The organism is Chryseobacterium herbae, assembly GCF_025154075.1.
GTDB lineage: Bacteria > Bacteroidota > Bacteroidia > Flavobacteriales > Weeksellaceae > Chryseobacterium > Chryseobacterium herbae.
Genome location: NZ_JAOAMU010000005.1, coordinates 327,204 through 341,328, shown reverse-complemented (window position 1 = coordinate 341,328; position 14,125 = coordinate 327,204). Strand labels below are relative to the sequence as shown.

12 protein-coding genes and 4 tRNA genes are annotated in these 14,125 nt (G+C 39.0%); 3 read left to right on the top strand and 13 right to left on the bottom strand.

Annotated features, from left to right (window positions below):
- Positions 1–450: 450 nt before the first annotated feature.
- From N0B48_RS16930 to N0B48_RS16905, 6 genes are all read right to left on the bottom strand, one after another.
- Entirely contained in the window at positions 451–1,869 is a 1,419-nt protein-coding gene (locus N0B48_RS16930; protein WP_259840077.1) for an aminotransferase-like domain-containing protein, read from the bottom strand.
- A 42-nt stretch (positions 1,870–1,911) separates the two neighbouring features.
- Entirely contained in the window at positions 1,912–2,277 is a 366-nt protein-coding gene (locus N0B48_RS16925; RefSeq protein WP_259840076.1) for a hypothetical protein, read from the bottom strand.
- 172 nt (positions 2,278–2,449) lie between these two features.
- Positions 2,450–2,534: transfer RNA gene (locus tag N0B48_RS16920), tRNA-Leu, on the bottom strand.
- 178 nt (positions 2,535–2,712) lie between these two features.
- A tRNA-Leu gene (locus N0B48_RS16915) sits at positions 2,713–2,796 on the bottom strand.
- Positions 2,797–2,801: 5 nt separating this feature from the next.
- A tRNA-Gly gene (locus N0B48_RS16910) sits at positions 2,802–2,877 on the bottom strand.
- Between the two features lie 4 nt (positions 2,878–2,881).
- Positions 2,882–2,963 (bottom strand) — tRNA-Leu (locus N0B48_RS16905).
- 170 nt (positions 2,964–3,133) lie between these two features.
- Between N0B48_RS16905 and N0B48_RS16900 the strand changes: the two genes are divergently transcribed.
- From N0B48_RS16900 to N0B48_RS16890, 3 genes are all read left to right on the top strand, one after another.
- The gene (locus tag N0B48_RS16900) at positions 3,134–3,511 is read left to right on the top strand and encodes a DUF3127 domain-containing protein (RefSeq protein ID WP_034724756.1); all 378 of its coding nucleotides are present in this window, start codon (positions 3,134–3,136) and stop codon (positions 3,509–3,511) included.
- A gap of 61 nt (positions 3,512–3,572) precedes the next feature.
- The gene (aat, locus tag N0B48_RS16895; RefSeq protein WP_259840075.1) at positions 3,573–4,226 is read left to right on the top strand and encodes a leucyl/phenylalanyl-tRNA--protein transferase; all 654 of its coding nucleotides are present in this window, start codon (positions 3,573–3,575) and stop codon (positions 4,224–4,226) included.
- On the top strand, positions 4,213–5,103 hold the full coding sequence (locus N0B48_RS16890; protein ID WP_259840073.1) for a DMT family transporter: 891 nt from the start codon (positions 4,213–4,215) through the stop codon (positions 5,101–5,103). The genes aat and N0B48_RS16890 overlap by 14 nt, the downstream gene beginning before the upstream one ends.
- 723 nt (positions 5,104–5,826) lie before the next feature.
- Here N0B48_RS16890 and N0B48_RS16885 read toward each other — a convergent pair.
- From N0B48_RS16885 to N0B48_RS16855, 7 genes are all read right to left on the bottom strand, one after another.
- Positions 5,827–7,209 (bottom strand): tetratricopeptide repeat protein, encoded by a 1,383-nt coding sequence (locus N0B48_RS16885; RefSeq protein ID WP_259840071.1) that lies wholly within the window; start codon positions 7,207–7,209, stop codon positions 5,827–5,829.
- Positions 7,210–7,417: 208 nt separating this feature from the next.
- The gene (locus N0B48_RS16880) at positions 7,418–8,389 is read right to left on the bottom strand and encodes a quinone oxidoreductase family protein (protein WP_259840069.1); all 972 of its coding nucleotides are present in this window, start codon (positions 8,387–8,389) and stop codon (positions 7,418–7,420) included.
- Positions 8,390–8,466: 77 nt separating this feature from the next.
- Positions 8,467–9,054: a Crp/Fnr family transcriptional regulator gene (locus N0B48_RS16875; protein ID WP_259840067.1), complete on the bottom strand. Its 588-nt coding sequence runs from the start codon at positions 9,052–9,054 to the stop codon at positions 8,467–8,469.
- Between the two features lie 48 nt (positions 9,055–9,102).
- Positions 9,103–10,485 (bottom strand): phosphoglucosamine mutase, encoded by a 1,383-nt coding sequence (gene glmM, locus N0B48_RS16870; protein WP_259840065.1) that lies wholly within the window; start codon positions 10,483–10,485, stop codon positions 9,103–9,105.
- A gap of 61 nt (positions 10,486–10,546) precedes the next feature.
- On the bottom strand, positions 10,547–11,575 hold the full coding sequence (locus N0B48_RS16865) for a DUF4421 family protein (RefSeq protein WP_259840062.1): 1,029 nt from the start codon (positions 11,573–11,575) through the stop codon (positions 10,547–10,549).
- A gap of 220 nt (positions 11,576–11,795) precedes the next feature.
- On the bottom strand, positions 11,796–13,829 hold the full coding sequence (gene feoB, locus N0B48_RS16860; RefSeq protein ID WP_259840060.1) for a ferrous iron transport protein B: 2,034 nt from the start codon (positions 13,827–13,829) through the stop codon (positions 11,796–11,798).
- Positions 13,829–14,083, bottom strand: coding sequence for a FeoA family protein (locus N0B48_RS16855; protein WP_034724538.1), 255 nt, complete (start codon positions 14,081–14,083; stop codon positions 13,829–13,831). Before N0B48_RS16855 ends, feoB begins: the two co-directional genes overlap by 1 nt.
- Positions 14,084–14,125: the final 42 nt, after the last annotated feature.

Genomic DNA, 14,125 nt, shown 5'->3' with positions numbered 1-14,125 from the left:
TTTCCAAGGTTTCACTCAGAATCAGAGTCTCACTAAAAATCGCTGATTTTTTAAACTTAAGTCCACTTTTTATGCTCAGTACATTGAATTTAAAAAATAACTAAAGTGTTTAAAATCTTTTTTGCCTTTTGTGGTTTATATTTTTTTTCACCACAGATTTTCACAGAGATTATGGATCTTTTTTTGAAACATTAAGATCTGTGAAGGAGGTAAGAAGAATTAAGAAAAAATCTAAAGATTTTTTTAAGCTGCAATCCTCAAAACGAAGCTCCCTTAATGATCTTAAAAACTTAATTCCACTTAATGGTTTAAATCATATCAATAAAAATCTCTGATTTTTTTAAATCTTAAGTGTTCTTTTTATGCTCAATATATTGAACTTAAAAAATAACTAAAGTGTTTAAAATCTTTTGTGACTTTTGTGGTTTATAATGACCCAGTTACCGAAAATTAAATTCTTTTTTTTACCATTTTTGCTAATTTCTCCAGATCGCTTTCTACTCTGTCTGTCCATTCCAGGGCATAGTTCAGACGCATACAATTCTGGTATTGATTGTACTGCGAAAACATTCTTCCCGGAGCAAAATTGATTTTCTGACTCATCGCTTCATCAAATAAATCTTCCGTACATATTTTTTTGTCCAGCTCCAGCCATAGCATAAAGCCTCCTTTTGGTTCTGAGATTTTGGTGTTATCGGGAAAATATTCTGTTACCGACTTCTGAATCTGGAGATAATTTGCGTATAATTTTTTTCTGAAGGTTCTCAAATGATGGTCATACCTTCCGTGTTCCAGGAAATCTGCAATCACATCCGGATATATGGACGGGCTGCATACCGTCTGCACCAGTTTCTGCCGGATCACCTGTTCTTTAAATTTTCCGGGAGCCACCCAACCTACCCGATACCCGGGAGCAAGCGTCTTGGAAACCGATCCTATCCACATCACAAGCCCTGATTCATCATAGAATTTACACGGTTTTGGTCTCTCTGCTCCAAAATACAGGTTTCCGTAAATATCGTCCTCAATAAGGGGAACATTATAGTATGTGATCAGCTTTACCAGCTCTTTTTTGTTCTCATCCGGCATCTGAAAGCCTAACGGATTGTTGAAATTCGTCACAAAACAACATGCGGAAAGTGTAGGCAGTACTTTTTTCAAAGCATCAAGATCAACTCCGTAAATAGGATGAGTAGGAATTTCTACCACTTTCAGTCCCAGTTGCTGGATGGCCTGAAGAACGCCGAAATAAACAGGACTTTCCACGGCTACAGAATCTCCCGGTTTCGTTACCGCCATCAGACAGGTGTAGACCGCATTCATCGCTCCTGAGGTGATCACCAGGTCATCTTCCGAGATCTTCCCTTCCAGCACCAGAGCCCATTTGGCAGATTCGCGACGAAGATATTCGTTTCCCTGAACCGGTTCGTAATCTGTTCCGCTGTCAGTCTTTCTGTTGATCACATTGATCATCGATTTCTTCAGCTTGGCTAATGGAAGGAAGCTTTTACCCGGAATACCTAACGCAAACTGGGTAACATCATCGGATCCATCAATGGTTCCGAATACCTTATCGATAAGAACTTCAGCTGTATTTTCTCTTTCCGCTACTTTCATAGGCGCTACTGATGGTAGCGCAAGCTTTCTTTGGGAACTCTGGCTCACAAAATAGCCGTATTTCGGACGTGATTCTACCAACGAACGGCTTTCCAGTTCCATGTAGGCCTGTTTCACCGTATTCAGACTGACATTATAAAGTTTCTGAGCACTTCTGAGTGAAGGGAGTCTATCGCCGAATTGCAGGGTATCACTTTTGATCTGCTCAGTGACAGATTTTGCTATTTTAAGGTAGAGAACGTCTTTGGACATGTGATCTGGGTTTTATAGTAAATGTACAAATTTCCTTCAGTTTTATCCAATGTTCAACCAGCCAACCATTCTGCTGATGCTGCTTTTCAGCTGCTCAGGATTACGGAAATTGGCGGTATTGTTTTTTCTAAAATAGCTTTCTGCGAGCAGGGTGAAATTTCTTTTCTCAACATCGGAAAGGCTATCTTCATAGATCTTAAAAGCAATCTCTCCTTTTTCGTTGATCACCAGACTTGCAAATGCCACTACTCGATCTTTCTTTTTGACCAAAAGAAAAGGGACACCGAAATTCTGATTGAGTTTTTTTAGCGTCTGGGTCTGTAGAAAAATATTTTTCAGGGACAGCATATCTGAAATATAGACTTCAGCATAAAGAAGCTGATCGCGGGATTGTCGTAAGGTTTCCATAGTGTTCTGATTTACTTAAGCAAAGTTATGGAGTATACGATTCTGGATACAGATACAGAAGTTACTATTATATTGGATACAGATTGTAAAGATGGAAGATGGAGGGAGGAAGTTATTATTTGGTATAAAACAAAAAACTCTCTGTACATACTATACAGAGAGTTTTTTTGTGTGGTGCGGATGAAGGGACTCGAACCCCCACGCCTCACAGCACCAGATCCTAAGTCTGGCGTGGCTACCAATTACACCACATCCGCTGATTTTTCTTTGTTTAAAGAACCTTTTCCTCTTACGAGACTACAAATATAAAACATTTTGTCTTAAAATAAGAACTAAAAAATATAAATACTAACAAAAAATGAATAAATATATTTCTTACAAACCCTTCTTAAAACTAAAAAACTCTCTGTCGAAAAAATCTACAGAGAGTTTTAGTACCCCGGGCGGGACTTGAACCCGCACGTTCTTACGAACACAGGATTTTAAGTCCTGCGTGTCTACCAGTTCCACCACCAGGGCAGGTGTGGAGCGAAAAACGGGACTCGAACCCGCGACCCCAACCTTGGCAAGGTTGTGCTCTACCAGCTGAGCTATTTTCGCATAGTGCGGATGAAGGGACTCGAACCCCCACGCCTCACGGCACCAGATCCTAAGTCTGGCATGGCTACCAATTACACCACATCCGCTGGTTTGTTTATTTTAAAGAGCTTGCTTCGTTTTTGTGAGTGCAAATATAGGACATTTTCCTTTACCTCCAAACTTTTCAGAAAAAAAAATTAAAATTCTCATATTTTTTTTCTGCCTCACCTATTATTACATTTCATTTTCTTACTTTTACAACGTTAATAATTACAATATGGAATTACAAGGAACGGTAAAGAAACTTTTTGATGCTCAGACATTTGCAAGTGGTTTTCAAAAGAGAGAAATGGTTATTTTAACTCAGGAACAGTATCCACAGCCGATAAACATAGAATTTTTGTCTGATAAGATCAGTTTATTAGATAACCTTAAAGAAGGTGAAACTGTAAAGGTGGGAATCAACATCAGAGGAAGAGAATGGGTTTCTCCTCAGGGCGAAACTAAATATTTCAATTCTATCACAGGATGGAAAATTGAAAAAGTGATGGACAACGGATCTGAGCCAACTCAGGCGTCTCCTTCCCAATCTGCATCTCCTGTTTCCAACGAAAACCCTTTCGCTGGCGACGATGACGACGATTTACCTTTTTAATTAAAAGAAAAAGATCAAATATAAATCCTGCTTGCTCAAGTGGGATTTTTTTTCCAAAATAATGGTCCGACTAGACGAAAATGAGATTTCATTCCCCGATCCTGAACTTTATGACGGTCATGAAGGCCTGATTGCTTTTGGTGGCGATCTGTCCATAGAGCGTATCTGGTTCGCTTATCAGCTGGGAATTTTTCCGTGGTACAATCCCGGGGAGGAAATATTATGGTGGAGTCCCGATCCCAGATTTGTCCTGTATCCTGAGGAACTGAAAGTGTCCAAATCGATGCGAAAGATCCTGAACAGGGATGTTTTTACCTATTCAGAGAATAAAAGCTTCAGGGAAGTCATCCGAAACTGCCAGCAGACGAGCAGAAAAGGGCAATCGGGAACCTGGCTTTCCGACGAACTGATGGAGTCTTTTATCAAGCTCCACGATTATGGTCTTGCCAAAAGTATTGAAGTATGGCAGGATGAAGAATTGGTTGGTGGATTTTACGGCCTTCAGATTGGAAGTGTTTTCTGTGGTGAGAGTATGTTTGCAAAGGTGAGCAATGCCTCTAAAGCCGGCTTTATACATTTTGTAGAAAGCAATAAAGAAATCCTCGATCTCATTGACTGCCAATCTCATACTGAGCACCTGGAAAGCTTAGGTGCGAAAATGATTCCTAAAAAAGAATTTTTAAAAACCTTACACAAAAATAATGAACGCAGATAAAGAAAAATGGATTCTTCTGATTATATTAACTGTTATCTGGGGATCCTCATTTATTTTGATCAAAAAATCGCTTGAACATTTCAGCCCCTATCAGGTAGGTGCGCTTAGGGTTTTGATCGCAGGAATTATTCTGATGCCTATTGCGATTTCCAAGTATAAACTGTTTCCGAAAAAGCATTTAAAATGGCTTATTCTGGCTGCATTCACGGGAAATTTTATCCCTATGTTCCTGTTTCCGATTGCAGAAACGGAAGTGAGTAGCAGTATTGCAGGAATCATCAATTCTATGATGCCGATATTTGTGATCATTGTAGGAGCGCTGGTCTGGAAATTTGAAACCACCAAAAGGCAGATTGTAGGAACGATGATCAGTTTCGCCGGGGTCTGTTTGCTGGCATTCGGTGGGGATGGTGAAGGCGGAAAATTTAAACTGATCCCGATCCTGCTGTTATTACTGGCCACTTTATGTTACGCTTTAAGCACAACAACGGTAAAATCTAAGCTTATGGATGTTTCTTCCACGATTTTATCCGCATTTGTTTTTTCCTTCGTTTTATTTTTCCCTTCTCTTATTGCTTTAACATTCACGGGATTCTTTTCGACATTCAGTTTTAGTGAAGATAATATGCTGGGTCTGATGTTTGTGTGCCTTTTATCCATTTTCGGAACGGGATTGGCCATGACGCTGAATTATCGGTTGCTGAAAGTTTCTACTCCTCTTTTTGCTTCAACAGTAACGCTGCTAATGCCGATCGTTGCTATTGTCTGGGGCTTTCTGGATGGCGAAAAACTGAGTGTATTACAGTTTGTGGGAGCGGGAATCATTATTGGCGGGCTGATCTTCTTAAGGTCTAAATCTGGCGTTGTCAAAAAGTAAATTCGCTTCTATACCGACAAAATATTTGCTTTTAATTCATTTTGACGCAAAGGTTCATTTATGAAGCACTTGATTTTTGAGCAAGGCAAAGACTTCGACTGCGTCGATGATGTAGCTGACGGATATGACACACGCTTAATTGAACAATGAATTGATTCCTTCTTTGCTCTCCTTATACTGGACGGCGTTATAATCGAACTTTGGGTGAAAAAATAATCATTTCAACTTCTATTTCAATTACTTTTAAAAATCTCTCGCAGATCATGCAGATTGCACAGATGTTTGAGTATACTTTTTAATGATTTTAAAATTGATCTCAATTAAAATATAATCTGCGTAATTTGCCTAATTTGAGAGAAAAAATTCAAACCATTAAGACTCTGTTAAGCTTTTAAGAATATTAAGTTTTAGCTTCGCTTAAGACACAATCATTTGACTTTTTCTTAACTCATCTTACCGTCTTCATTGATCTTAATGTTTTAAAAAGCTCCCATTAAAATCTGTTTTATCTGAGAAATCTGTGAGAGATAAAAAAATATAAAGCTTTGAAACTAAAGTGCCCTAAAGAGTTTAAAGAATTAAAAACAAAAATCCCGCATTGCTGCAGGATTTATTTATTTGGATTGTTTTAAAATCTTTAAGAATCTTAAGTATAAGTGAGGCAGATCATTGATCCAAAGACTTTCAGAAACTTCTTTCTTCCATCTCTCCTCTTCCATCTTCCTAAGAATTCTTCTTTTTCACTTTTGCTTTGACCTTCTTCACCTCATCTTTAATGAAAGGATATTTTTTCTGCATATCCGTAGCCAGTGATGAATCTTTGCTCAATGCCTTCTGAAGTGATTCTGTTCCGATTTCCGGCCTTTTCAGGTTGAAATAACAGTTGCTTAGCTGATAATACAGCTCTGCTCTGTCATGTACCTTAATCGCTTTGTCCAGGATAGTCACTGCTTCTTCATATTCTCCAAGAAGCATCAAAACTTCTGAATAGGCATACCAGTTATAAAATCTTGAAGGTTCAGCATCTACCAGCCTTTTCAGGCAGCTAAGGCTTTCTTCAAATTTTCCGGAATCAATGAACAGGAACGCCAGTCTTTTCTGATAGTCAAGATTGGTGTCGTTCAGGTGAGTAGCTTCCTGTGCAAAATGCAACGCTTCTTTCATTCCTCCCATTTCTTCGTACAAATAAGACTGCTCCATCATCGCAAGATAAAACTGCGGGTCTTCTCTCAATGATTTCTGGAACGCATTAAGAGCCATAATCGACTGTTTCTGCGCTTTATAGCATAATCCTATTTTATAAAAAGTAAATGCTTTGGTATATTCGAGCTCAAGCATTTCCTCATATACTGCCACCGCTTTCTGATATTGTCCTAAAGCTTCATAACATGCTGCTTTATTGGCATATACTCCTACAGAGCTTGAATTGATCGCCAACAGGTAGTCATACCCTTTAATGGCTTCTTCAAAATTCTTTCTGTTGAAGTAAAACTGTCCGTATTCAAACCATGCAGTTTCGGAATAAGCAAATTCATCTAAGTATTCATTAAGAAAGGCAATAGCCTCCTCGCTCTTATTCAGGTCGCTGAAGCAGATCATACAGTTTTCAAGCGAATACTCGTCCGTAGGATCTTCTTTCAGGGCTTTTCTGTAGTGCTTAAGAGCGTTAAAGGGATCTCCCAAATTTACATATTCGTCTGCAATAAAGTTGTGAAGGAAGTTCTCTTCTTCCTGCAGTTCTAAGGCTTTTTTGCAGATGTCAATGGCTTTTCTGGGGTTTCCCAGGTTCGAATAATACTTCGCATAGCAGACCATAAAGTCTGTGTTTTCCATCGATGACCCTTTCAGTTCGTCGATGAGTTCTTTTGCGGTATTATAATCTTCCCATTCCAAGAGAATTTCAAGTCTTTTGATCTTGATATCTAATGAATTCGGGTGAAGCTTAAGGCCATAATTAACAGCATTGTCTGCGTAATTAAAATCTCCCAGCTCCAAATAATAAACAATGATATCTTCCAACTCTTCGGTATCGAAGTAGAATTCATCATTATTTTCCATCATTTCCTCGAACTTTTTAACAAGTTCATTTCCAAAATACTCTTCCAATAGTGTCGTCTTTGTCAGTCCGATGTCTGAATATGCTTACAAACCTCGGCAAACTTTATTAATTAATAATAACTTCTGAAACTGAAATTCAAATGTTTATGCAAAGTTGCAACTTTTTTTTGAATTAATTTTTCATAAATTTCTATTTTAAAGATAGGAAAAAAAGAAAACAGATAAAAGGATTGTGGATAAAAAACGCAAATTGTGGTTAAATAGTAAGAACAAGTCTTTTTCCAGCCGGAATTTCAGTGTTCCAGACTGATTCTATATCCTTTATTTCTGCTGTCTGTGTGTCTATTTTAATTTTACCATCTACAGCTGCCTGAAACATTTCAGGAATGATTTCCGTAAACAGCAGATGAGTCTCTTCTTTTGTCCAGCTTCCCAATCCTGATCCTGAAATCTGAATATCTGTTCCCCTCAGAATCTGCGAAGACAACTGAATGGTATCGCCACTCATTCCTCCTACAGAAACCAATCTGGTCTTGTGAGAAAATGTTCCGTTTCCTTTAAGAGCGTACAGCAGCATCTCTATAGAATGCCCCCAGAGATAATCTAAGATAATATCAATGGGTGTTTCGCTGTGAATTGCTTTAATTTTTGCATTAAAATCTTCGTCAGGCTGTTTTAAAGAAATCACTTCATCTGCTCCCAGCGTAAGAAGTGACTGTAAAGATTCTTCATTTCTGCCTGTAGCAATGATTTTTTTGGCTCCGTATAATTTGGCCACCTGAACTGCAATTTTTCCTGTAACACCAGTTGCTCCATTGATCAGAACGGTGTCGCCGGGTTTCATCTCTGCTTTAAACTTAAGTCCCATCGCAGATCCCATTACGGCATTGGGCAGTGCAGCGGCGATAGTGAAGTCCAGTTCTTCCGGTACGGGAATGACAAATCCTTTTTCAGCATTGACTTTCTCAGCTGTTGTTCCTTTTTTACTGAAAAAATATACTTTTTGACCATTGTCAAGATATCCGGCCCCATCTGTTCCGATAATTCTTGGCTGATGTACTTCGCTGCTGACGGAATAATGACTTCCACCCGCGATAGCTCTGTCAAGATTTTTGATCGATGCTGCTTTCACCGATATCTGCACTTCATTTTCCTTAGAGGTTTCCGGATCCGGAAAATCTGCATATTGAGGAATACTTCCTTTTTCAAATACGACTGCTGCTTTCATTATATTAAATTTTTACGCAAAATTAGGATGAGAGCAGTCTGCAGTGCAATAACATTTGTTATCAGTTGTCCTGTTGGTTATTTTTTTAAAGCATCTTCTTTTAAGATCGCGCTTTTGATCCTGCTCAGATGCACGGTAGTAATTCCCAGATAGGAAGCGATATAGTGCTGAGGAATTCTTCTGATGATTTCCGGACGTTCTTTGGCAAGACTGAGATACCGTTGTTTCGGGGTGTCTTTTATGAATGAGAAAAAATGTTTCATGTAATCGAAGATCCTTTCAAAAAGAGAATCCATGAATTGAGTCCTCAGCTCGGGATCTTCGTATACCTCAGCCAAAACAGCATCTGCATCGGTTTTACGGATCTTCCATAGAGTGCAGGCCTCTATGGTTTCAAAAGAGACCATACTTGGCAGGCCTTTCCTGAAACTTTCAAGGGATGAGAACATGGTGTTTTCCATAAAGAACTGGAAGGTCACATCTTTCCCGTCATTGTTGTACCAAGCCCTTACGACTCCTTTTTCAATATAGTAAGCGCTGTCTGAAACCTCATTTTCCTTTAAAAGCAAAGTTTTAGCGGGAACTTCCATGCGCTCAAAGCAGCTTAGAAATTTCCGCCATTTTCCTTTCGGGAAGAGAAATCTGTTTTGTATATGCTCAAACATTTGACAAGAAAAAAGAACGGAGCATTTCTGTTCCGTTCCTGATTTATTTTAAATTAAACTTTTAATTTTAGCGATGATGTCATCTCCAAGTTTATCGGCTTCTTCTTGAGTGTAAGCTTCAGTGTAGATTCTGATAATCGGTTCTGTATTGGATTTTCTAAGGTGTACCCAATTGTTTTCAAAGTCAATTTTAACACCATCTACCGTAGAAACTTCTTCATTCTGATATTCTTTTTCCATTTTGGCTAAAATATCATCTACATTGATCTCCGGAGTCAGTTCTATTTTCTTTTTCCCCATAAAGTAGCTTGGATAGCCTGCTCTTAATTCGGAAACTTTTTTACCTTCTTTAGCCAGATGCGTTAAAAACAATGCAGCTCCAACCAAAGAGTCTCTTCCGTAATGAAGATCAGGATAGATAATTCCTCCATTTCCTTCTCCTCCGATCACGGCATTTTTCTCTTTCATTAAGTTCACGACGTTCACCTCTCCTACAGCACTAGCAAAGTATTCTGAATCGTGGCTTCTGGCAACATCCCTCAAAGCACGGCTTGAAGAAAGGTTTGAAATAGCAGCGCCTTTTTTATGTTTCAATAAATAATCTGCTACGGCAACCAGAGTATATTCTTCTCCGAACATTTCCCCTTTTTCATCAATTAATGCTAATCGGTCAACGTCCGGATCTACAACAATTCCAAGGTCTGCGTTTTCTTTTTTTACCAGTTCGCAGATGTCTCCCAAATGTTCTTTTAGAGGCTCTGGATTGTGTGGAAACTGTCCGTTTGGTTCACAGTATAATTTTACCGTCTCACAGCCTAGTTTGTCCAATAGCATTGGAATAGCAATTCCTCCTGTAGAGTTTACGGCATCAAGAACGATTTTGAATTTCTTCGCTTTAATAGCCTCAACATCTACCATCGGAAGATCTAAAATCTGCTGGATATGAATGTCAAAAGCATCATTTCTTGTTTCATATTTCCCAAGATCATCTACTTCAGCGTAGTTGAAATCTTCATTTTCAGCCAGGGCAAGTACTTTTGCCCCATCGTCTCCGCTGATGAATTCTCCTTTGCCATTTAAGAGCTTAAGAGCGTTCCATTGTTTTGGATTATGAGAAGCAGTAAGGATGATTCCTCCGTCTGCATTGAGTTCAGGGACCATAATTTCCACGGTTGGCGTTGTGGAAAGTCCTAAATCTACTACATTGATTCCTAATCCCTGAAGGGTAGCGGTTACCAGTGAAGAAACCATTTCTCCTGAAATTCTGGCGTCTCTTCCTATCACAAGGGTTAAATTCTTTTTATTCTGCGTATTCTGAAGCCAGGTCCCGAATGCAGAGGCAAATTTCACCACGTCCAGAGGAGTCAGGTTATCATTTACTTTTCCACCGATGGTTCCGCGGATCCCTGAAATAGATTTTATTAACGACATTCTGTTTTTATTTTTTAAGTTGTTTTTTATTCCGGACAAAGATACTTAAAAGACCTTTAAGTTATAAAACAGGAATCTTTTTCTGGATCTTATCATAATTTCTTTCCACCACTTTCGGAGGAGGGAAACGGTACCCTATATAAAGCAGTCCGTACAGGTTATTGTTCTGCACAGCCTGATCACTTTTTTCATTATAGGCAGAGGCATTGACATTGAATTTTCCTCCGAACAGGATCCGGTCTGTATTGTATCCGATATGAAGCCCTGTAGCAAACCTGATGGTTAGGTACTGCGTATTTTCTTTATTAAACTTTGTCCCATCACCACGGATATCCCAACTGCTGGAAAACATGCCGCCTAGTCCCAGTGAGACATTGGGTGAGATATTGACTCTTTTTTTAGCGCCCAGTACCCAGTTATAGAAATAGCCCATATTGGCCCCGAAACTGTATTGAGTCTCCTTACTTTTCTGTTCATTTAAAATATCCCTGAATATAGATAGATCATAATCTACAAAAGGAACCCAGCTTCCCCGGCTTTCCTTCTGCCATTCACCCTGGGTATAAATGCTTTTCAGGGAAAAATCATTCTTCATGACATAGGCTGTAGATCCTCCAAAACTCTGGATTCTAAGATCGGGAAACTGAAGATAGGGGTCTTTTCCTTCTCTCCATTCCGGAAAGAAGTCTTTCATATTCTCCATATAAAAGCCTTTTACATTCTTATAGTAAACGGTCTGGATAAATTTTTTCGGGAAAAAGCGGAATCTGAAGTCCGCATAGGAACTGCTACCTTTAAGATCATTATCATTGTTACCCGGAAGAAAATTCGGTGTAAATGATACGGTGGCACTTATAATCCTGTAATCGATAGAAAAAGAAGCTCTTGTTTTGTTATTGATTGTATAGCTTGTTTCTATAGCCTTATCTTCCGGACCTTCCGTGTAAACATATTTTTCAATATTGGTATCAAGGTTAATCCGGACCATCACCTGATCTGCGTAAGATTTGATTTTGGTCGTATCGATCTGGGCTTTTGCCATAACCGTTATAAGGAAAAATAGAAGGATTGTTGCTGATTTCGGGCTCAAATCGAAAAGGTTTTAGTTTCAGAAAATGAAATTACTACAATTTTTTCAATTATAAGCTTAAAACAGGACTATGAACAGCCGCAATCTTTGTCGCAGCCGGTTCTTTTGGAACTGAACTTTTTCGGCGCAAAATTCTTTCTGAGCACTTTAAATAAAGAGTAGCAGGCAAATGCAACGATCAATACGATAATAACGTACTGAAAAATCAATGAAGTATCCATTATTTTAAAATCTGATATGCTATCAACGACACAAAATATGCCAAACCTGTCATCATCGCTACCTGAAAGCCGGTCCATTTCCAGCTTTTGGTTTCTCTGTAGACTACTGCCAGTGTAGAAACACACTGCATTGCAAACGCGTAGAATAAAAGTACGGAAATTCCGGTTGCAAAACTGAAGACTTTTCCGCCATCAGGTTTTACATCTCTTCTCATTTTATCAATTACTTTTACTTCGGGAGCATCATCTTCAAGGCTGTACAGCGTAGACATGGTTCCCACGAAAACTTCTCTCGCTACAAAACTTGTCAGAATTCCCACACCCATTTTCCAGTCGTAGCCAAGAGGTTCGATAAGAGGTTCAATTCCTTTCCCCATTTTAGCCAGATAAGAATGATCCAGTTCAACGTTTGTCGCTACAAACTGATCAGGCTTCTGTTTGGGGCCGAAATAACTCAGGAACCAGATGATGATACTTACAATAAATATGATTTTTCCTGCTCCTGTAATGAATTCCCAGACCTTTCCCAAAACCATTTTAAAATCGTATCCGAAAAGTGGTTTTTTATAGGTTGGAAGATCCATGACAAGATAGGTTTTCCCTTCATTCTTGATAAATCCTTTAAGAATAGCTGCAGAAAGTAAAGCAACAGCGAACCCTAAAAGGTACATTCCCATCAGCACGAGTGCTTTATATTTAATTCCAAGGAAAGAGCCTTCTGAAATAATCAGCCCGATAATGATACTGTACACGGGAAGCCTTGCGGAACAGGTCATGAAAGGGGTAACCAATATAGTCAATAACCTTTCTCTTACATTCTCAATATTTCTTGTGGAGATCACGGCAGGAATAGCACAGGCTGTCCCTGATACCAATGGAACAATACTTTTTCCATTCAATCCGAACGGTCGTAAAAGCCGGTCCATCAGAAAGACCACTCTCGCCATATATCCTGAGTCTTCCAACAAATAAAGAAAGTATAATAAAATTCCGATCTGAGGGGCAAATACTACAATGCCTCCGATTCCGGGAACAATTCCGTTTGAAATTAATGAGTTGATGGGTCCTGCCGGCAGATGTTCTCCTGTAAAGGCAGCCAGCCATGAGAAGAAACTCTCAATCCAGTTCATTGGATACTCGGCCAGGAAGAATACACTTTGGAAAATAATTAACAGGATCATGAGGAACACGACATAGCCCCAGAATTTGTGAACCAGTACTTTATCCAGTTTTTCGGTTAGAAGCTCCTTGAACTGAGCTTTTTTAGAGATCACATCTGCTAATATTTTATCAACATTCTGATATCTTCTTACGGTTTCCTGCACCTGAAGTCTTTTTGGAACCAGACTTTTAGAATCAGGTTCGTTCATCTGGTCTTTGATGGATCCAATTCTTCCAAGGTCAGTGCCTAAGGAAAGGCTCATCCATGCTTTATATTCGTTGTCGATGCCTTTGTGGGCTGCTAATTTTTGAATAAAGTCTTTATGTTCGTTTGGTGTTTCGAAAGAATTTTTTTCTGCTTTTACAAAACCATCGTTGAGAACAGCTTGTCTGATCTCATCTATTCCCAGCTGCTCTTTGGCATTGGTCTGGATGATTTTGATGCCCAAAGCATCTGAAAATTTTTGAATATCAATGCTGATTCCTCTTCTTTCCGCCTGGTCGATTTGGTTCACCACTAGAATCATCGGAATACCGAGGTCCTGTATCTGCTGAAACAGAAGCAATCCTCTTTTCAGGCTTAGTGCTTCAAGAATATAGATAACGCCTGCATAATTTTTTTGCTCGTCAATAAGAAATTTGGAAAAAATAGCTTCATCTTCGGAGCTTGGATAAACACTGTATGAACCCGGCAGGTCGATCACCTCAACTTCCTCGTTTTTATAGGTGTATTTTCCTGAATGGCTCGCTACGGTAACTCCTGCATAATTTCCGGTTTTCTGCTTTTTGTTGCACAGAGCATTGAAAACCGTAGACTTTCCTACATTGGGATTCCCGACTAAAAGGACCTGCTTTTTCTTATTTTCCTGCATTAATTCAATTCTTCAACAATGATATAATTTCCCTCTTCTTCACGTAGAGCGATTCGGCTTTTTTCCTCTCCAAATTCTACATACATAGGACCATTGAACGGCGCCTGGTACAATATTCTGAAAATTGTTTCCGGCAGAAGCCCCATTTCTATAATCTTGTTAGGCATTTTCAGGTGATCGTTATCATAGCCCAAAATCTTCCCCATTTTGTTTTTAGGGAATGTGCTTAATTTATGTAAGTCCTTCTCTTTCAAAACCTGCTTTTTTGTAAGGGCAAATATACGCTATTTAAATTT

Bases quoted from the DNA above. Each gene is read 5' to 3' on its own strand.
- N0B48_RS16930 (WP_259840077.1), bottom strand. From the start codon at position 1,869: ATGTCCAAAGACGTTCTCTACCTTAAAATAGCAAAATCTGTCACTGAG.
- N0B48_RS16925 (WP_259840076.1), bottom strand. From the start codon at position 2,277: ATGGAAACCTTACGACAATCCCGCGATCAGCTTCTTTATGCTGAAGTC.
- N0B48_RS16900 (WP_034724756.1), top strand. From the start codon at position 3,134: ATGGAATTACAAGGAACGGTAAAGAAACTTTTTGATGCTCAGACATTT.
- aat (WP_259840075.1), top strand. From the start codon at position 3,573: ATGGTCCGACTAGACGAAAATGAGATTTCATTCCCCGATCCTGAACTT.
- N0B48_RS16890 (WP_259840073.1), top strand. From the start codon at position 4,213: ATGAACGCAGATAAAGAAAAATGGATTCTTCTGATTATATTAACTGTT.
- N0B48_RS16880 (WP_259840069.1), bottom strand. From the start codon at position 8,389: ATGAAAGCAGCAGTCGTATTTGAAAAAGGAAGTATTCCTCAATATGCA.
- N0B48_RS16875 (WP_259840067.1), bottom strand. From the start codon at position 9,054: ATGTTTGAGCATATACAAAACAGATTTCTCTTCCCGAAAGGAAAATGG.
- glmM (WP_259840065.1), bottom strand. From the start codon at position 10,485: ATGTCGTTAATAAAATCTATTTCAGGGATCCGCGGAACCATCGGTGGA.
- feoB (WP_259840060.1), bottom strand. From the start codon at position 13,829: ATGCAGGAAAATAAGAAAAAGCAGGTCCTTTTAGTCGGGAATCCCAAT.